Origin of the sequence: Neobacillus sp. CF12, assembly GCF_030348765.1 — a bacterium.
GTDB lineage: Bacteria > Bacillota > Bacilli > Bacillales > Cytobacillaceae > Neobacillus.
The window spans coordinates 651,287-670,812 of sequence record NZ_JAUCEU010000007.1 but is presented as its reverse complement, the minus strand read 5'-3'; the positions used below and the strand labels follow the sequence as shown (position 1 = coordinate 670,812).

Below are 19,526 nucleotides of genomic sequence, written 5' to 3'. Positions count from 1 at the left end.
ATCCAGCTGCCATTCTTGACGGCTTTTCTTATTGCACTAACGTGGCAGTTTAGTTGAAGAAGGGGTTTTTGTATTGAGTAACGAACTTGGATTAACAAACGGAGGTGACAATAAATTGGACGAAAATTTTAATTATGATAAAGAACTTTGGTTCACATTTAAAAAGGGAAATTGTGGTTTTGATTGTGATGGGAAGCACTATATTATTGGGAACCCTCATACTTTTACTGGAAGAATTGCGGCTTATTGTCCAAAAAAGAATGTGTTTTTTAATATGTCTTTTGAGGAAATAGATACAATGCCCATAACGACCGAATACTGGATTAAAGGATATTTATCTGGAAACGAACCATCACCGCCAGTGGATGAAGAAAACGATGTTTTACCAGCATCGCACGTAGATTATATTCATTGGGAAGAAAGCATTGAACTGTTTCATAAAACTGGATATTGGAATTCTGATGATAGGAATTGTGATATTTGCGATAAAAGACTATTATATTCCTGGACCGAATTTGATTGCGAAGATTGTTTAAATCAAAAAAAGTAGCTTCTTTTCTTATTCAACTAACGGTTGCAAGAGTTATTAATTGGAGAAGTCATTTTAGTAGCTTTTCTTAATTTTAACGAGTAAGTTGAGGTGGATAAGTCGTGAAAATAATTGAATCATTTTAGAGGATGAAATTTCTGAACAAGAATTCTATGACTACATTTATGATTTTGTAGATTCTGCAAACATAAGATGTGGAGAATATGAAGGCAATCGTTTTATTATAAAGAAGATGGATATACAAAATTTCTTGATATTTAATGAATATGTCTTTTCAGACCATAGAGAAATTTCAAATTGCACTTCTATTAATAAAAATGCTTTGCTGGAAAGTATAAATCAATATGCAACTAAACAGGGATTCAAATTGAGAAGTTCTTATTAAACTCCCTCAGTTTAATACGTTTTTCTTACGAATACTCGCTTATTCGCAGGATTTCATAACCCTTGAGTTGAATTTAACGATTAAATGAAATGAGTTCAGATCATTATGGCTCCGTGAAGGCATAGTTAAATAAAGGAGTGAAATATAACTCCACATTTTACCATATGATGTACATTCTCCACGCCGCCCCTGGAGGCTATCCCTCCCATGTCTCAACGGGTCATTTGCCCTATCATTCCTTCGTCATGCCTATCCAAGGGGTGGAGGCCAGTTATGCTAACGGGATGGGTCAGTGCCCTTTTGTTCAATAAATCTGGTACTCCGTACATATTTGAAATCCTACGAATAAGCCAATATTCGATAAGTGTAAAGCTAACAATCACTCTTTATTATTATTTATTGGAGTTTCCCTTCGGGAAACTAGTAAGTGTTTCTAAGAAACTATTAGTTCTATGCTGCTAAAGAAGTTATAGGTTGTAATTTTTCTGGACAATAAGATTCATTTCGTTTGGCTATTCCTACAAATATCCGAGCCAGTTTACCAACCAATTTCATAATTGATTTCATCTTCTTGATTTTTTTCACCTTAACATTTGAGGTGTGTAAAGCTTTAAACTCAGGGTTGTTCATGACAAGGCTCATCGTCGCTAAGTAGAGAAAACGGCGAAGTCTAGATCTTCCTCGTTTGGAAATGACAATTTGTCCTTTCCACTTCCCCGAACTTGCTTCAGCCAGGTGTAATCCTGCATGACGTAGTAAAGAATTGCCATGGGCAAAGCCACTTAAATCTCCAGCTTCCCCTAATATACCTGCCAATGAAATCTCACTAATTCCTTTAATGGTACGCAATTGATTAGCATAAGGAATTTGTTTAAGTACTTCTGTGACTTGTTTTTCAACTCTTTCGAGTTGTGTTGTTGCGAGGTCAAATTCCTCTAGTAATTGTTTTAGATGAAATTTATAAGCATCAAGTGCTTGCTTAGTACCAACCGAACGCTTAGCTAAATGAATAAGTAATTGGGCCTTTTTTAATCCAGGCTGTCTCTTCATCAGTGACTTCCACTCGCTAACAACGTTTTGAGGTTGCATTGAACGCAATTCCATCGGGGTAGGAAATAAGCGAAGGGTTGCGATTGCCCCTTTACCTTTCACGTCTTTAAAAACTTGTCGAAGCTCTGGAAAGACAACATCTACCCAACGATTTAATTGGTTGATTGAACTCACAAGACGCTTAACAATCACATCACGATTAGACATAAGAACTCGAAGTTCTTCAAATGATTCAGAAGTTGGACGAACGATGGAATAGTACCCATTCTTCACCATATCAGCGATAACTAGTGCATCTTTTTTATCGCTTTTGGACTGTGTATTATCTCGATTCTCTTTATTCCTTTTTACATGGTACGGATTTACTGTTACTACATCAATATTCTGTTCGAAAAGCCATTTTGATAGATTAATCCAGTAATGTCCCGTAGGTTCCATGCCGACTATAGTGGTAACTAAGTTATTTGTCTTTTTTAATTTGTTAATCCAGTGCAATAGAATAGTAAATCCATCTTCATTATTTTCAAATGTGAGAGGATCGCCGACTACAATTCCACGGAAATTCACTGCTCGAGCGACGTGAAATTGTTGAGCGATGTCTACACCAACAACGAGGTGTTTATCGGAAATTCTTTCTATTAGTTGATTTTGTTTGTCTTGCATTTTAAACTTCATAGTAGGGGTTCCTCCTAAGGTTATGAGTTAGAGTGGTGTCTATACTCATATCTTACTGAGGAGCTCCTTTTTTATCAAAGTCAATAATTAACTCTCTACAGGAATGCTAACGGGGGCTTTTCTTTAAGAATATCAGGAATTCAGCATAAAGAAAACTCGCCATTGAGGCGAGTTTTGCTATTTATATGCCATTTACGATGGCAAAACAGTCACTTTGGTGCATTTTTTTTAAAAGGCACCTCAAAGCGGAACCACTTTTCGAATGATTAGTGGGATTTTTTTCAGCTTACGTTTTGCTCATTACGAATTTTTTCGAGTAATGCCTGACAGCCATCTGAGACAAGTTGATAGGTTTCTTCAAAATCTCCCGTGTAATATGGATCTGAGACATCTTTGTTATGGTCCGTTAAATCGAGAAGACGGATGATTTTCGGATGCTGCGGTGAACCGGTTATGTCGAAAATGTTGTTTATATTGCTTTCATCCATCCCAATGATATAATCGAACGTTTCAAAGTCTTCCTTTGTTAATTGGCGTCCAACAAGACCGTCTGCGGAAATGTTATATTTTTTTAAGATGGCAAGAGTTCCTTTATGCGGAGAAGAACCAATATGCCAAGAACTTGTTGCTGCTGAATCAACGTTGATCTTGTTAGACAAATTTTCTTTTTTCAGTAAATCACGAAACACGCCCTCGGCCATTGGTGAACGGCAAATGTTTCCCAAACAGACAAATAATACATTAATCATTTCATAGACTCCTTTTAATCTTTTAAACTACACTTTGTATCCTCTAACGACCATTCTATGTATTTAATCAGACAATGTAAAATGAAACAATATTTTACAAGCTAGGTCAATAGAGGAATGCCATATGGCTTATTAAAAAGGGAAGGGACAGATTTCGGTCATAATCTGCCCATCTAAATAGTAAAAATGATATAAGGATTATTTTTTCCATAACAATGATGTGGTTAAAAATTGTTCTAGTTTTTTCAACTGAGATCAGCTTAATAAGGAGGAGTGTTTGGTGAAATCGATTGGAATCTTGGGCGTAGGTCAAGCAGGTGGGAATATAGCGGAAATTGCATCAGCTTTGAATTTTCCAACAGCTCTCATTAATACGAATCAACGTGATGGAGTGGTAAACACAAGAGTTGAAAAAAAGTTTTTTGTGCCAGGATATAATGGTGCAGGTCAAGATCGTTCTTTAGGATTACGAGCGCTTCAAGAAAACTACAAGGAGATTATTGATTTTGTTAACAATTCCTTTAAGAACATCAAGCTTCTATTAGTAGCCTTTTCAACGGACGGCGGAACGGGTTCTGGGATGAGTCCGATGTTAATTGATCTGTTAATCGACCAGTTACCTGGTGTTAAGGTTGGGGCGATTGCGGTGATCCCTGAACGCAATGTATTGGCGGGAAATCGCATTAATACGGCCGAGTGTATCGAAGAACTTTCCAATATAGAAGGCATTTCTTCTGTTTTCCTTGTGGACAATGATCAAATGCGTAAACAGAAACCACAATCCAGTAAACATGAAATTTATCTTTCTGCTAATCTTCAAGCTGTAGAGTCCATAAACCATCTTCTGAAAATAACGAAGAAGAGTTCATTCTTTGGTAATTTTGATGAAACAGATCTAATGAATATCCTTGGTTCAAGAGGCGTAACGATTATCTCTTCGGCTCCCATTACGGAGGCAAAAAATACTTCCGAAGTCTCAAAGAAAGTCCAGGTTTCTTGGGAAAACTCGATTTTCTGTCCTGTTGAATCACAAGGGGTCATTCGGGCTGGGCTGATTTATGAGGGACCCGAGAACATTTCCAAGTTAATCAATGTACCGTCCATCTTTGAACGGGTGGGGGAACCGCTGCAATTATTTGAAGGAACCTATATTTCAGAATCTGACCCTACGGTTACAACCATACTTGCTGGACTATCCTTCCCAACTCGCCGGATGCTCACCGTAGAGGAATCTATAGAAAAGAATAAAGAACGATTACAGGAACTTGTAAAAAAGGAAAACACTCAAAATTACGAGTCTGGAATCCGTTGGGCCTCCAACTTAAAACTGATGAAACAGGAAAGAAAGCCAGTATCGATTACTTCTAAATTAAATAAATATCAAAAGAAATAAACATGAGGAAAAAGAAACAAATGCAAGGCACTACAGCTGGATCATTGTCCATCCGAGGTGCCTTGTATATTTACTAGATGGAATTAATGTCAGTATTTTCAAGGTGTGCTTTCTGATAGCCAGATTTGGCGACTTTGATCATGGCTCGACCGACTTGCTCGGTTGTTGTGATAGAGTCGAATTTTTTTAGGATGGGATAAATCGGGCCCATGAGATTATAAAAGAACTGATACAATTTCGTTTTAGATTTCACTCCATGGAGTGGAAGAATTACCGCAGGACGGAACATATAAGCAGCTTTGAATGGCAGTTTTAATAAGTCATTTTCTGTTTTACCTTTCACTCTGGCCCACATCACTCGTCCTTTTTCCGAACTGTCTGTACCAGTCCCTGATACATAGATAAAGGTCATGGTTGGATTCAATTTCACTAATGTATGTGCAACGGAAAGAGTGAGATCATATGAAATTTTCCGATATTCTTCCTCTGACATTCCCACAGACGAGACACCAAGACAGAAAAAACAGGCATCATAACCAGTAAGTGTATCTTTAATATTTGCTAAGTTCATGAAATCATCGTGTTTCAGTTCTTGTAGTTTTTGGTGGTGCTGACCGGTTGCATTTCTGCCAACAGACAGAACACTTTGGATAGTTTCATCTAGTAAACATTCACGTAGAACTCCTTGTCCAACCATCCCCGTAGCCCCGAAAAGAAGGACCTTCATATTCACATGCCTCCCATTAATTTTTATAATAATTGCTTATTCATTTTAACGATTGATTCCTTCACTCTAACATCGTATAGGGATTGTCCATATAAGTAAAATTTTAGACAGGTACCATCCAGTCTTTTGGTCGGTGCCTTTTTTCATTTTACGAAGTGAACTTAAAAACTTGTTTTAACGTATGTATTAGTATGAGGGAATATTAAGCGGGAGGAAGTAATATTGTTAATAATGGGAATATTTCTAATCATAATGGGTGTTTTTATGGTTAGCAAGCCTTCACTTTTTTGGTTATTATTTGAGAGTTGGAAATCCAATGATGCAACGGAACCTTCCAGCTGGTATATCTGGTCAACAGTGTTTGGCGGTATTATTACTACTATTGTCGGCATCAGTTGTATTATTGTGGCTTACCTTTAATAATCTCACTTTATCTTACACGTTCAAGGGGTACTGTTCATTATTGCACGGAAATTAAGTCATATTTTAAACAGAATTTATATACTATTAATTATCCCCGAGGTCATTCTTGAATCGGGGATTTTTTTTAGAGCGTGATCTGATAACGGATTGGAGAGTAGGCATATGAAAGCGATGGTGTACACGAAGTATGGCAGTCCTGAAGTTCTTAAAATAAAAGAGGTCAATAAACCAATTCCGAAAGAAAATGAACTATTAGTAAAAGTTAAAGCGACAACCGTTACTGTAGCAGATATTCGATCACGGAGTTTCACCATTCCTCCAGTTTTCTGGCTTCCGGCACGTATCACACTCGGTTTTAGGCAGCCTAAAAAAGAGATATTAGGGATGGAGTTAGCTGGAGAAGTGGAGGCAGTGGGGACAGATGTCAAACGGTTTAAGGCAGGTGACCAGGTTTTTGCGGCTTCTCTCGCAGGTTTTGGTGCATATGCCGAGTATAAATGTCTCCGGGAAGATGGCCCTATATCTTTAAAACCTACTAATATAAGTTATGAGGAAGCTGCAGCAATCCCCATTGGGGCACGTACTGCGTTGTATTTTCTTAGAAAAGCAGCTATTCAGAGCGGCCAAAGTGTTCTAGTTTATGGTGCATCAGGAAGTGTCGGAAGTTACGCCATTCAACTAGCCAAGTATTTCGGTGCCAACGTAACAGGGGTTTGCAGTACTGCCAATGTGGAATGGGTAAAATCTTTGGGTGCCGACAAGGTAATTGATTATACTGTAGAAGATTTTGCCGATATGGACGAAAAATATGACGTGATCTTTGAAGCAGTAAACAAGAGTTCTTTTTCAGCGTGTATGAAATCGCTAAAGAAGGACGGTACCTATATTAATATCACGGAACCGCTGCCAAATGTTAAAATGCTATGGACCCAATTGACGAGCAGCAAAAAATTATTATTTAGTCGAAATTCTCCTGAAACTCCTGAAGCACTAAACTTCCTAAAAGAACTTGTTGAAACGGAGAAGTTAAAGGTCGTCATTGATCGAACCTACCCTTTTGAAGAAATGGTTGAAGCCCATCGATATGTTGAGAAAGGGCACAAGAAGGGCAATGTCGTAATAACGATGGAGCATGACAGCAAATTCTAATGGTAGATGATAGGTATCTTTTAATAAACGCTAGTTTGGAGAACTCATAAACTAGCGTTTTTTATTTATTGGCTTTGTTAAAGACAGGTGTTGATTTTTCCTTACGAAATCCTTATGAAGGACTAATCTCACTGGGAATTCTCCTGATTTGTCTTTCATCATGCTTATGAAGGACTAATCTCACTAAGCACTCTCCTGATTTGTCTTTCATCACGCCTATGAAGGACTAACCTCACTGGGAATTCTCCTGATTTGTCTTTCATCACGCCTATGAAGGACTAATCTCACTAAGCACTCTTCTGATTTGTCTTTCATCACGCCTATGAAGGACTAATCTCACTGGGAATTCTCCTGATTTGTCTTTCATCATGCTTATGAAGGGAAAATCTCACTAGAAACTTTCCAGATTTGTCTTTCATCGACCTTTTATACTGTTGTACTAGGTATCAACAATGAAAATTAACAAAACATATTAGTTAAGAAGCTTCAGTAGAACCAATACAAAAAACATACATGAATTTAGATCGTGATGTAAAACTAATAAATAAGCGGAATTATTCCTATAGAGCATGCTGAATTATCATAGTCATTTGCCTACTAGCATAATCATTAATATTACTCGACCTTTAAGGTGGAATTAAAAAATGTATATGTTTTTTTATCTATTATTGGCCATAATTGGCGGTACTTGTATTGGATTACAAGCTGGAATCAATGGTGTGTTGGGGAAAAGAATTGGCGTACTCGAGGCGAGTTTTGTTTCTTTTTTTATCGGAACCATTATCCTTTTATTACTCGTTATTTTTATGGGAAAAGGGGACCTATTAAAAGTAACAAACGTTTCGAAATGGCAGCTGCTTGGTGGAGCTTTGGGAGTTGGCTATGTATCGATCATGGTTGCCATCGTTCCAAAAATTGGCGTAGCCTCAGCCATAACTGCTGTAATTGTTGGCCAATTATTTATTAGTGTTACACTTGATCATTTTGGATTCTTCACCAATCAACGAATACCCATTGATGGATACAGAATTTCAGGGTTGGTTTTATTACTCGTCTCCTTATTTTTGATATTTAAGAATAATATTAAGTGGTTTTAACGTAAAAAGGACTTGGGAGAGGATAAAATGGAAGTCCCAAGCAACAAAAAACGCAGATATATGCCAGGAATTGATGGTCTTAGAGCCATAGCTGTCATTGGTGTTATTCTTTATCATCTGAATATCCCTTTGTTTCAGGGAGGGTTTTCAGGTGTAACAGTTTTCTTTGTATTATCTGGCTACTTAATTACTGACATCCTTATCGATGAATGGAAGAAAAATAAAAAGATTGACTATCTTCGTTTCATGATTCGGCGTTTTCGCAGATTGGCTCCTGCCTTATTGGTCATGATTTTTCTCGTTACCTTATGGGTGGTTCTCACGAATCATCCTTCAATTGAGAAATTACGTGCAGATTTATTGCCTTCGCTTCTATATGTTACCAATTGGTGGTACATCTTTCGTGACGTTTCCTATTTTGATCGTTTCGGTCCGGCTTCACCGCTAACTCATATCTGGTCACTAGGAATTGAGGAGCAATTTTATCTCATTTGGCCAATTCTGCTGATTTTGGGTTTTACTTTTATAAAAAGAAAAAGGTTTCGAGTATTGGCAATTCTGGTAGGCGTCGTCATTTCGACTTGGTTAATGGCATTTCTCTATCTACCGGGTCAGGATCCTTCTCGGGTATATTATGGAACCGATACAAGAGCGTTTTCACTTCTTCTAGGGGCAGCACTTGCCTTTGTTTGGCCAAGTCAAAGATTATCGAAAACAGTACCAAGGCAGGCTAGTTGGGTTTTGGAAAGTGTAGGAATAGCAGGATTGTTGCTTATCATAATACTCTTTATGAATACGTCAGAATTTGACTCTTTTCATTATCAAGGCGGCATGCTTGTATTATCACTTATTACCACTCTAGTCGTAGCTGCCTTCGCACATCCTGCAAGTAAGTTAGGAAAATGGCTAAGCATTAAGCCGATTCGTTGGGTTGGAGTTCGTTCCTATGGTATTTATTTGTGGCATTATCCTATCATTATCTTAACCACACCGATTGTGAATACAGATGGGATAGACGTTTGGAGAATAATCTTACAAATAGCTGCTACCTTGATTATTTCGACTTTATCCTATCGATTTGTAGAAACTCCGATAAGAGCAGGGCGGATTACGTTTACATTAACAGCCTTTAGAACACTGACGATATTTCAACAGAGGTTGGTAGTAGGGAGCTGCGCTGTACTATTTGTATTAATAATAGGAATAGGGGTCATATTTGCTGCAAAAACAACCGTCACGGTAACGACTAAAGCCCCTTTAACAGTAGAAACCATAACTGAAATAGATTTCAACCAGGATCCAATCATAGCTCCCGAACCAGCCCCTAATTTGAAGACCATTACGGTTATTGGTGATTCCATTCTCCATGATGTTGCACCTTTCTTTAAAAACCATTACCCAGAAGCGATCATAGATTACCGTGTTGGACGGCAAATGTCTGAGGTGCCAGAAGTGATTAAGCAACTAGAGGGAAGCGGGCAATTAGGGGAATATGTGATTATTCAACTTGGAACCAATGGACCTTTTGTGAAAACAGACTTACTAAATTTACTCAAAAGTTTGGAAAATAAAAAAGTTTATTTAGTAAACTGCCGAGTACCACGTGTCTGGGAATCTACCGTGAATCGTACGTTAGAAGAAGTTGTCAGTAGCACGTCCAATACCGTTTTGGTGGATTGGTATAGTGCTAGCGCAGGCCATCCGGAGTTTTTTACAAATGATGGTGTTCATTTAACCAGAGCAGGCGGAGAAACATACGCTAACCTACTCGTAGATATAGTAGCAGAGTAATTCACTTCTGAATTCACTCTGCTTTTTTGTTTTATTCTCAAGTGTTACTTTACACGAATGGAATGTGCGAAAAATGTCGATATTTGTATTATTTTATTTCGGTTTATTTCCAGTTACTTGGAAATTATAATAAACACTTCCATTAAAGCGAATAAGCAAACCAAGAAACAAAGGAGATTATCATGAGGAACCTTGCTGCTTTATTTTCTATGCTTATGCCAGGATTTGGTCAACTCTACAATCGACAATTCCTAAAAAGTGTATTTCTACTATTCGTCGAACATTATGATAATGTATTAGGTAAAATCAATACTGCGATTCATCTGGATTTTAACGGCTTTCACCAAAAAGCATTAGAGGCAGCCAATTTCCAATACGTGTTATTTTATCCCGGATTTTATGCCTATACGGTGTGGGATGCATGGTACTTTGCAAAGCCCAATGCTGACAAAACAAAATCAGCGATCCCTTTTTTGATAGGCGGTTTCCTTGGTGAATTTGGTGCCATTTTTTCCAGTCGATTAGCTATCCCTACTCTAACGGTCGGACTGTTAATGGTTGTGCCAATGATTATCGGCATGATTATTTTCAGAAATCAATGAAAGAGCTTTACCATCTGAATGGTAAAGCAGGTTAACTTAAGAAGATTGGGATAAAGTGGGATCATCTTCGTGATTCAGTTTTACATAATCTAAATGGCTAAGTTCTACGGGCAATGTAATCGTTACCGTTGTAGCGATATTTGGAACACTTGTTATTTCTAATTTTCCATTGTGATTTTGAATGATTTTTTTGCTCACCATTAGCCCCAAACCGGTCCCTTGAGTTTTTGTGGTATAAAACGGGGTACCAATTAAGTGAAGATTTTCCCTAGATATCCCCACACCGCTATCACTCACCGAAATGACAAGATTACCGTCTTGTTGTTCCATTTTGATGTGAATGATTCCTCCTTGAGGCATAGCTTCTATTGAATTCTTAATCAGATTGGCAATGACTTGCTTTATTTGATTTTCTTCGCAATTGATTAAAAATCGCTCTCCAATGAATTCCGGAATAATTTCAATTTTATTTATGATTGCCTGCGTATTTAAAAGGGTAATCACATTTTTTATACTTTGCGAAATATCCGTTAAGGCATACTGAACAATATGTGGTTTTGAAAGAACCATAAATTCACTGACGATGAAATTAATCCTGTTTATTTCATCAATCATGATCTTGGAATATCGTTTATTTGCTTCTAAATCGGTACTTTCAATCATCATTTGCGTAAAACCCTTTAATGTCGTTAAAGGATTTCTAATTTCATGTGCTACACCGGCTGCAAGTTCTCCCACCAGTGAAAGCTTTTCTGAATCTCTTAGCTTTTTCTCATGGTTGTTCAGGTCATTCATATGTTCAATCAACTTTCTGTCCAGAAAGGCACTGGACAGCAACATAATCAATACGACGAAAATAGCAGGGACACTGATAATAGAACTCAATGTACTGGAACTCACTGAGTAAGTGGCAGATGATTGTGAGAGAGTGGAATGATAGTGAAGGTTCGTTCCCCACATCCCAATATAATGCATTCCAGCGATTCCGATGCCCATGAGTATACTACTCAATATCCGACAATGAAAATTCATCGAGTGATGATGATTAAAAAAGAAAAGTACCCATAAAGAACCGTATGATGCAATAAACGCAATCACAACCGACAAAAGAACGATTAGCGGATTATAGGTGATGGAGAAATTCAGATGCATGGCTTCCATACCTAAATAATGCATACAAATGATTCCTCCCCCCATAAACACGCTCGCGAAGAAGAGTCTACCATACTGCATTTTCATCATAAAGAAGGCAAGCCCTGTGCCAAATATGGAAATCAACAGTGAAAGCAATACCATTCTGGCATCATATTCAATATGACTTGGCATGTCCATCGCAAGCATTCCAACAAAGTGCAAGGTCCATATCCCAATTCCCATGGCAACGGCGCAGCCAAGAAGCCACAAATTGTATTTAAAGTTATTAAAAATAATCATTTTCCAACGAAGATCTAAGGCTATGTATGAAAAAAGAATGCCGATAAGAATGGAAAAAACAAACCAATAATCGTTATAGACCATAGACATATGCTCCATCATGAACCACTTCCAATTATGTTATATTTCTACCATGATTCACTATGGGGCATAATATTATAATAAAAACAACTAAAATGGGAAATTATACCTAATTTAACTTGTGACAAACATTTATTAAGTGAGGTGGATAGGATCTATTCTAAAACTCTTTCTTTTCAACTTTTACTAATCCTTTCCCTATATTATCTTTTTCAAAATAGCATATGACGATATCATCGACTTGTATTTTTTCACCCGAATCGATGCTGTCAGCTGAAAAAACAATCTTTGTTCCATCTTCACTTTGACCGTAGTATTGGTTATCTATTATTTTACTAATTTTGTACTCCACCAATTTGTATTCAGATGAATCATTGTTTTGATTGCTGACAGGAGCAGTGCTTTGAGATTTTACAAATAGTAATACTATCAATACGGATGCGAGCATTCCAAGGATGATCACTCTTTTTATCATTTATATTTAACCTCCCAGTATGTATTTTATGAGAAGAATGAGGAAAGTAAATCCTACTATTTTCCTTTAGTCTTTCTACCTATTTCAAAATATTTTCTATCGTAAAAGAATGGAGGAGTATGGTGTCACTCTAAAAACACGAACGTTATTTTTATGAATACGCTTTACTTTTCATCATACACGAACATTAGTTACTTTTATATCCTCGTTATTCATATTTTGTTGATTAACCACTATAAAATTGTTATACTAACAACATAATAAACTTACGAAACAATACTCGGTTCTTCTCGGTATAAGTTATTTTGCATTTTTGGACTTTTTTAAAAAAAGATATCTTTTACTCTATCAACATAATATTTACGATATTGTAATATATCTAAATATTCATTATAATGATATTTGTTAGAATTTATCATTTACTTGAAGAGGGAAGAAACTTAAAAATAATATAAAGGGAGAAATGATTACAGCTTATGGAATAATGCAATATGATCAGAAACGAATGGGGGAAACATATATGAAAAAACTATTAAAAAAGTGGAATCAAATTAGTCTAGTAAAACAAATATCTATTGGTTTATTGATTGGTATTGTCCTGGCTGTTATTGTTCCAGAAGTGGCAAAACCAGTTGTCATTTTAGGATCTTTATTTGTAGGTGCATTAAAAGCCATTGCGCCAGTATTGGTACTATTCTTAGTTATGGCGGCTGTCGCTCAACATAAGAGCGGACAGCAAACGAATATGAAATCCATTATTTCCCTATATCTTTTAGGAACGTTTCTTGCAGGTTTAATCGCTGTTGTTGTAAGCTTTATTTTTCCTGTAAGTATCACACTTACAAAGGGCGCTGAGGATTTGGCGGCACCAGGTGGTGTGGTAGAAGTTATCAAGGCATTACTGTTGAATGTTGTTGATAACCCTGTTAGCGCCATTGTTAATGCCAATTATATCGGTATTTTAGCTTGGGCGATTGTCCTTGGTTTGGCTTTAAGAAATGCCCCAGATACGACAAAAACGATGATTTCTAATTTCTCAGATGCCGTATCTAAAATGGTTACTTGGGTAATAAAGTTCGCTCCATTAGGAATCATGGGATTGGTGATTGAGTCGATTACCACAAATGGACTTGAGTCTCTATTAAGTTACGGAAAATTACTTATGGTTTTAATTGGTTGTATGCTGTTTGTGGCTTTTGTTGTTAATCCACTCATGGTTTTTGTGAACGTACGTCAGAATCCATATCCACTCGTATTTAAATGTATTAAGGAGAGCGGTATTACGGCATTCTTTACACGCAGTTCGGCTGCCAATATTCCTGTAAATATGAAATTATGTGAAAAACTAGGTTTAGATAAAGATACCTATTCAGTATCGATCCCATTAGGGGCAACCGTTAATATGGCTGGTGCAGCGGTTACGATTTCTGTTTTAACCCTTGCAGCCGTTCATACATTAGAAATTCAAGTCGACATTCCAACCGCTATCATCCTTAGTGTAGTGTCAGCTATTTGTGCCTGCGGTGCTTCAGGTGTTGCTGGCGGTTCACTATTATTGATTCCACTGGCTTGCAGCTTGTTCGGAATTCCGAATGAAGTAGCGATGCAGGTTGTTGGTGTAGGATTTATCATCGGTGTTTTACAAGATTCCTTTGAAACAGCATTGAACTCCTCAACAGACGTCCTTTTTACAGCAACTGCTGAATATAAGAAGAGACTTAAAGAAGGTAAAAAAGTTGATATTAAGAAAGTAGCATAATAATAAGCTATATATAAAGATGTACAAAGCTTGTAGAAAAAAGTCTACAAGCTTTTATTTTTGATAAATTCAATTTACCGTAGTTATTCAACTCAATTCATTACTCGAATGTTTCTCGGAGATGATATGCCAACTGCATTTTTAATAGATCTTCCGGTTTTTCCAGAGAGATTCCAAGGGTATCCTCAATCTTTTTAATTCTTTGATAGAGGGTGTTGATATGAATATGGAGGTCCTCGGCAGTTTTGGCAGCATTCCGATTAAATTTAATGAAGGAAAGAAGTGTTTGTTCGAGGTCACTATTGCGTACCCCAGGCGTAGCTAATGGGGCGAAAATTTCTTGGAGAAATTCTTCTACTTCTTCATTTGAAAGATTTAAGAACAGGCGATTAATTCCTATTTCAGAAAACTCAATGGAACCTGTACGTTTTTGGGAGGAACGGTACGTTAATGCTTTGGTTGCATCAGCATCCGTCTTCTTGATTGAATCAATCCCCTTGTACATCATGCCAATTCCTGCATACAGTTTTTTTCCATCATTTTGCTCCCACTCGGTTAAAATTGTATTTAATTTTTTGATCACTATGGACCTTTCAGAAGGATGTTTTACTGAAAAAAGGATTGAAACCTTATTATTGTTCCCAAAAATAATTTTTTCTTCCTCCCGAAAATGATAATTCATCCGAGAAACAAAACGATGAACGGGGGTTTGAATAGTCCCGAGTTCATTGTGATTTGATAATTCGACTTTTATGGTAAAAAGATTATTTTTTAAATCGATGCCATATTCCAGCCCCTGTTGATAAAGGAGGTTTGGATTCTCATTTTTTAATAGATCCGAATAAAAGTCGTGGATTTTTTTATTATGGACTTCGGTTAATAATTGTCTTTTAGCTAGTTCTAAAGCTAATACCGATCCACCTCTTTCTACTATTATATTTTCCATCTGTGTCAATTGCCGTGGAACTAGAACAACGATGCTGGCATAGCATACCCGATTTACAAGAATCGGGTAGATAAATAAAGATTTCATTTCGGTATCGATAACGTCTACATAAATAGAATCATGCTTATCGGCACAAATTTTCGATATTTCATCCATGCTTAAAATAGAAGTATTCAGTTTACTAGTCTTATAGAATTTATTCTCATTCAAATCGACAAACATTACAGGCAGGCCAAGCATCTGATTTAACTCCTGTGTAATCGTCTCAATCCCTTTATTTTGAATTGAAAGTTGAGTCAGCGTACTATGAACTTCGTTTTGCTTCACCAACACTTGATTTTTCCGATAAACTTCAGTAAATAATCTAGCGTTTTCAATGGCAATGGCGATTTGTGCAGATAATCCCTTTAGAATTTGAAGATCCCATTTGGCTATATGAGGTACACGCTTACCACGGTGTATACTTAATACACCAAGTATCTCATTTCGAAAACTTATAGGTACTATCACGCTTGCATGTATTTTCGGATAGGGAAAAGCAGCGTTTAGAAATTGCAAGTTTTTCTCTGATATTCCCTTCATGGATTCCTTCACATGTAGAGATGATATATAATACCTCGTTTTTCCATCTTCATACGTTTTACCGCAAACGGATTCTCCCACTTTATATTGAACCTGTTCAATGTCTTTATTCCAGCCTATATAAGCTCTGCAGACCAATCGGTCAATGGAATGACTGTACATCCATAAGGATGATACATCTGCTCCTGGAATAACAGTGGCAACGGTTTGCAACATTGTAGTGAGTAACTCATCTAAATCGAGTGTAGAAGTGATATTATGTACACCATCAATAAGTTTTTTTAATTTAACCTCCTTACTTTTTGTTGCAAGGTCGGAGTATACAGGATATAGCAAGTAATATAAAAACTCCATTTCTTCCTTGGTTAATAGTGGCTTACTATCTCTAAATGAGATGGCGACTTTATAGTTTTCTGGAAAATCAAGCAGGTAATAATTTTGATGATCTAAGGGGAATGTGTGGTTTTCTATTGAAGTATCAGGGAGTGGATTCGAATGGACATTTTGATGGTTTACCTGAACCCATTTATGATCAAATGGGCTGTACGACCATATCTGATAGTCCTTTAAAGACAACTTATTACTCAAAAAAGTTCGCATCAAAGAATTGTTTATCAAGTTTTTTCACCTCAGTGTGAGAATTTACATTGAATTATAGAAAAGAAGAGGAATATACACATTGATAACATTTTATCAATCTTGTATTATTCTTGTAAATATAAAAATATTTAAAAGATTCTGATTTTAATTTTAAATCAAGTAATTTATTGAAGGTGGTGAAATCTGAACTAAAATGTAAGCGTTTAATTTTTTAAAAAAGGGGAGAAAAAATGAGTCAATTATTTTCATCTATGGCAGGTAGTGTATATAAAGTTTTAGTCAAACCAGGTGATCGATTAGAGCCCGGTGATGAAGTAGCGATTCTTGAATCTATGAAAATGGAGATTCCTATTACAATGGAGTCCACAGCGACTGTTAAGGAATTAAAAGTTGGTGAGGGAGATTTTGTTAATGAAGGGGACGTTATCCTGGTGTTGGAATAAAAATATAATTCGATAGATATATTACTATCTATCATTTCTAGCAGGATCGAAATGAATATAACAAGGGAGGCTTTTCATGAAAAGGATTATCAGATTATTTAGTCTTTTATCATTACTGAGTTTATTGATTATTGCAGGATGTACACAGAATAACAATGTGTCAAACAATCAGGCCTCCGAAGGATCCCAAAGTAACGGTAAACCGAAAAAAGGCGGTCATCTTGTATTTGGTTATGATACGGATATAAGTAATTATGATCCTATTTTGGGGAACTCAGGGAATGATCATGCTCTTTTATATCCTGTCTATGATACTCTTGTTAACTATAATAGTAATTTAGAACCAGAACCTGGACTTGCTGAATCATGGGAAACACCAGATGATAAAACAATTATTCTACACTTAAGAAAAGGCGTCACCTTCCACGATGGCACAGAATTTAACGCAGAAGCCGTAAAATTTAATTTGGACCGAGTGAATTCAGAGGAATCAAACATTTCCGATATCGCCAATGTTGAATCCGTAGAAGTTGTTGATAATGATACTGTCAAACTAAATCTCAAACAGGCAGATTCTTCTATTATTCTAGCACTTTCGGATCGCTCCGGAATGGTCGTTTCACCAACAGCAGTAGAAAAGCTAGGTCCAGATTTTGCTCAAAACCCAGTTGGTGCTGGGCCATTTAAGTTAGTGAAGTGGGTTCATAATGGTGAAATTCAACTAGAAGCTTATGAGAATTATTGGCAGGAAGGGCTTCCTTATCTTGATACCATCACAGCGAAAATAATGCCTGATGAAAATACTCGGTTAAACGCATTCAAATCCTCTCAATTTGATTTTTATTGGAATGTGTCTGCTAATAATCTTCAAGTATTAAAAAAGGATAAAAATCTTACGTTAGACTCAAAAATGAGAGTGTATTTCCATAATATTTATTTGAATACAAAAATGGAGCCGTTTGATAAGAAGGAAGTCAGACAAGCATTACTCCATTCTATTGATCGGGAATCAATTGTAAAAGCCATTTATCTTGGGAATGGTGAACCAGCATACCAAGCTTTCCCAAAAGATTATTGGGCAGCTAATCCTGATATGAAAATTGAATATGACCCGGGTAAGTCAAAGGAACTTCTTAAAAGTGTTGGATTAGATAGGGTCAGTTTTGATATGTTCGTTCCAACTGTCCCAGAATATCAAAGAGTTGGTGAAGCGATTAAAGCTCAAGCAAAAGAGGCAGGGTTTGACATAACGATTCAGACAATGGAACTAACTAAAGGCGTAACCATGTATTTTAATGAAAAACAAATTGCTGCCAACTTAACTTCATGGACAGGACGACCTGATCCACAACAGACTGTTAATTTGCTCTTAAGTGGAAGTGGTTTTTATAATGCTGGGGGAGAGTCCTCACCTGAGAAGGAGGAATTGATTGCAAAGGCCGCTGCTTCCTATGATCAGAAAGAGCGAGCAGACATATACGCCAAAGTCAATGAAATGTCTATTCTAGACGAAGCAATGACAGTACCAATTGTTTTTACACCAGTTACTGCTGCAATGACACAACAAGTAAAAGGATTTGAAGGAACATTACTTGGAAAACCTCGAATTTCTTTCTTGTGGATTGATAAATAAAAAGAAGAGAGTGGGGGGAGACCATTGTTTTTAAAATTTTTACTTCGAAGGTTAATGTATGTAATCCCAATGTTAATCGTAACGACACTGATCGTCTTTTCCCTGATTCTGCTTATTCCCGGTGATCCTGCACTTTCACTTCTTGGTGATAATGCAACAGAAGAGAAACTGGCTCAATTGAGAAGTCAATTGGGCCTGGATCAACCTGTTATGATTCAGTATTGGAACTGGCTGGTCAATGCGGTACAAGGTGATTTAGGACGCTCACTCTTTACAGGTGAAGTCGTGAGCGAAGCCGTATTTTCAAGGCTGGGCGTTACTTTTCAACTTTGCATCGCTGCCATTCTAATTTCATTTATATTCGGAATGTTTTTTGCGATTGCTTCAATCCTTAAACCGAATAGTTGGATTGACTATGTTACTAGACTTATAGGTACCCTGGGCACTGCTATCCCTAACTTTTGGCTTGCGATGCTATTGATTGTTATATTCAGTGTCAATCTTGGATGGCTGCCGTCAACAGGATTTACCAGTTTTTTTGATAGTCCAAGCGACTATTTCCAAATGATTATCCTTCCTGCAATTTGTTTAGGGGCTTTTGGAGCGGCCCAAATTACCCGACAATTAAGATCCACCCTTCTTGAAGTACTCGATACAGATTATATTCGAACTGCTTATTCGAAAGGATTATTACTTTGGCTTGTAATTTGGAAGCATGCCCTTCGAAATTCTTTCCTTCCAGTAATTACAACGATAGGGCTATTATTTGGGAATATGCTCGGTGCGACGGTTGTAATAGAAACTGTGTTTGCCATCCCTGGTATGGGTCAGCTGGCTGTGAACTCTATTTTGCAAAGGGACTTCCCAATGCTTCAAGGTGTTGTTCTAATTATGGTTGTGTTAGTCCTCGTGATCAATTTCGTGACAGATGTTGTATATAGTATTTTAGATCCGAGGATCGAATTTGATTGAGAAGGAGGAT

At 36.9% G+C, this 19,526-nt stretch carries 17 protein-coding genes; 11 read left to right on the top strand and 6 right to left on the bottom strand.

Annotated features, from left to right (window positions below):
- Window positions 1-73: 73 nt before the first annotated feature.
- Entirely contained in the window at window positions 74-550 is a 477-nt protein-coding gene (locus tag QUG14_RS03440; protein ID WP_289339151.1) for a hypothetical protein, read from the top strand.
- 835 nt (window positions 551-1,385) lie between these two features.
- Here QUG14_RS03440 and QUG14_RS03435 read toward each other — a convergent pair.
- Together QUG14_RS03435 and QUG14_RS03430 are read right to left on the bottom strand one after the other, a co-directional pair.
- Complete coding sequence (locus tag QUG14_RS03435; protein WP_289339150.1) at window positions 1,386-2,660, bottom strand: IS110 family RNA-guided transposase; 1,275 nt, start codon at window positions 2,658-2,660, stop codon at window positions 1,386-1,388.
- A gap of 281 nt (window positions 2,661-2,941) precedes the next feature.
- The gene (locus QUG14_RS03430; protein WP_289339149.1) at window positions 2,942-3,409 is read right to left on the bottom strand and encodes a low molecular weight protein-tyrosine-phosphatase; all 468 of its coding nucleotides are present in this window, start codon (window positions 3,407-3,409) and stop codon (window positions 2,942-2,944) included.
- A 280-nt stretch (window positions 3,410-3,689) separates the two neighbouring features.
- Between QUG14_RS03430 and QUG14_RS03425 the strand changes: the two genes are divergently transcribed.
- The gene (locus QUG14_RS03425; protein WP_289339148.1) at window positions 3,690-4,802 is read left to right on the top strand and encodes an FtsZ/tubulin family protein; all 1,113 of its coding nucleotides are present in this window, start codon (window positions 3,690-3,692) and stop codon (window positions 4,800-4,802) included.
- A 73-nt stretch (window positions 4,803-4,875) separates the two neighbouring features.
- On the opposite strand, the gene QUG14_RS03420 is transcribed toward QUG14_RS03425, so the two are convergent.
- Window positions 4,876-5,529, bottom strand: a complete 654-nt coding sequence (locus QUG14_RS03420) for an NAD-dependent epimerase/dehydratase family protein (protein ID WP_289339147.1) — start codon at window positions 5,527-5,529, stop codon at window positions 4,876-4,878.
- 231 nt (window positions 5,530-5,760) lie between these two features.
- Here QUG14_RS03420 and QUG14_RS03415 point away from each other — a divergent pair, with 231 nt between their 5' ends.
- The 5 genes from QUG14_RS03415 (at window position 5,761) to QUG14_RS03395 (ending at window position 10,591) form a co-directional block, all read left to right on the top strand.
- Entirely contained in the window at window positions 5,761-5,949 is a 189-nt protein-coding gene (locus tag QUG14_RS03415) for a DUF6199 family natural product biosynthesis protein (protein ID WP_289344061.1), read from the top strand.
- Window positions 5,950-6,114: 165 nt separating this feature from the next.
- Window positions 6,115-7,101 (top strand): NAD(P)-dependent alcohol dehydrogenase, encoded by a 987-nt coding sequence (locus QUG14_RS03410; RefSeq protein ID WP_289339146.1) that lies wholly within the window; start codon window positions 6,115-6,117, stop codon window positions 7,099-7,101.
- A 644-nt stretch (window positions 7,102-7,745) separates the two neighbouring features.
- Window positions 7,746-8,198 carry a DMT family transporter gene (locus tag QUG14_RS03405; RefSeq protein WP_289339145.1) on the top strand — a complete coding sequence of 151 codons (453 nt, stop codon included), beginning with the start codon at window positions 7,746-7,748 and terminating at the stop codon, window positions 8,196-8,198.
- Between the two features lie 27 nt (window positions 8,199-8,225).
- The gene (locus QUG14_RS03400) at window positions 8,226-9,989 is read left to right on the top strand and encodes an acyltransferase family protein (protein WP_289339144.1); all 1,764 of its coding nucleotides are present in this window, start codon (window positions 8,226-8,228) and stop codon (window positions 9,987-9,989) included.
- Between the two features lie 182 nt (window positions 9,990-10,171).
- Complete coding sequence (locus QUG14_RS03395) at window positions 10,172-10,591, top strand: hypothetical protein (RefSeq protein ID WP_289339143.1); 420 nt, start codon at window positions 10,172-10,174, stop codon at window positions 10,589-10,591.
- Window positions 10,592-10,627: 36 nt separating this feature from the next.
- Here QUG14_RS03395 and QUG14_RS03390 read toward each other — a convergent pair whose 3' ends face one another.
- Window positions 10,628-12,127 (bottom strand): MHYT domain-containing protein, encoded by a 1,500-nt coding sequence (locus tag QUG14_RS03390; RefSeq protein ID WP_289339142.1) that lies wholly within the window; start codon window positions 12,125-12,127, stop codon window positions 10,628-10,630.
- A 139-nt stretch (window positions 12,128-12,266) separates the two neighbouring features.
- Window positions 12,267-12,581 (bottom strand): hypothetical protein, encoded by a 315-nt coding sequence (locus tag QUG14_RS03385; protein WP_289339141.1) that lies wholly within the window; start codon window positions 12,579-12,581, stop codon window positions 12,267-12,269.
- Window positions 12,582-13,101: 520 nt separating this feature from the next.
- Between QUG14_RS03385 and sstT the strand changes: the two genes are divergently transcribed.
- The gene (gene sstT / locus QUG14_RS03380; RefSeq protein ID WP_289339140.1) at window positions 13,102-14,340 is read left to right on the top strand and encodes a serine/threonine transporter SstT; all 1,239 of its coding nucleotides are present in this window, start codon (window positions 13,102-13,104) and stop codon (window positions 14,338-14,340) included.
- 100 nt (window positions 14,341-14,440) lie between these two features.
- On the opposite strand, the gene QUG14_RS03375 is transcribed toward sstT, so the two are convergent.
- Window positions 14,441-16,486: a helix-turn-helix domain-containing protein gene (locus QUG14_RS03375; protein ID WP_289339139.1), complete on the bottom strand. Its 2,046-nt coding sequence runs from the start codon at window positions 16,484-16,486 to the stop codon at window positions 14,441-14,443.
- 212 nt (window positions 16,487-16,698) lie between these two features.
- Between QUG14_RS03375 and QUG14_RS03370 the strand changes: the two genes are divergently transcribed.
- From QUG14_RS03370 to QUG14_RS03360, 3 genes are all read left to right on the top strand, one after another.
- On the top strand, window positions 16,699-16,911 hold the full coding sequence (locus QUG14_RS03370) for an acetyl-CoA carboxylase biotin carboxyl carrier protein subunit (RefSeq protein WP_289339138.1): 213 nt from the start codon (window positions 16,699-16,701) through the stop codon (window positions 16,909-16,911).
- Between the two features lie 76 nt (window positions 16,912-16,987).
- Window positions 16,988-18,544, top strand: coding sequence for an ABC transporter substrate-binding protein (locus tag QUG14_RS03365; RefSeq protein ID WP_289339137.1), 1,557 nt, complete (start codon window positions 16,988-16,990; stop codon window positions 18,542-18,544).
- 24 nt (window positions 18,545-18,568) lie between these two features.
- Complete coding sequence (locus QUG14_RS03360; protein WP_289339136.1) at window positions 18,569-19,516, top strand: ABC transporter permease; 948 nt, start codon at window positions 18,569-18,571, stop codon at window positions 19,514-19,516.
- Window positions 19,517-19,526: the final 10 nt, after the last annotated feature.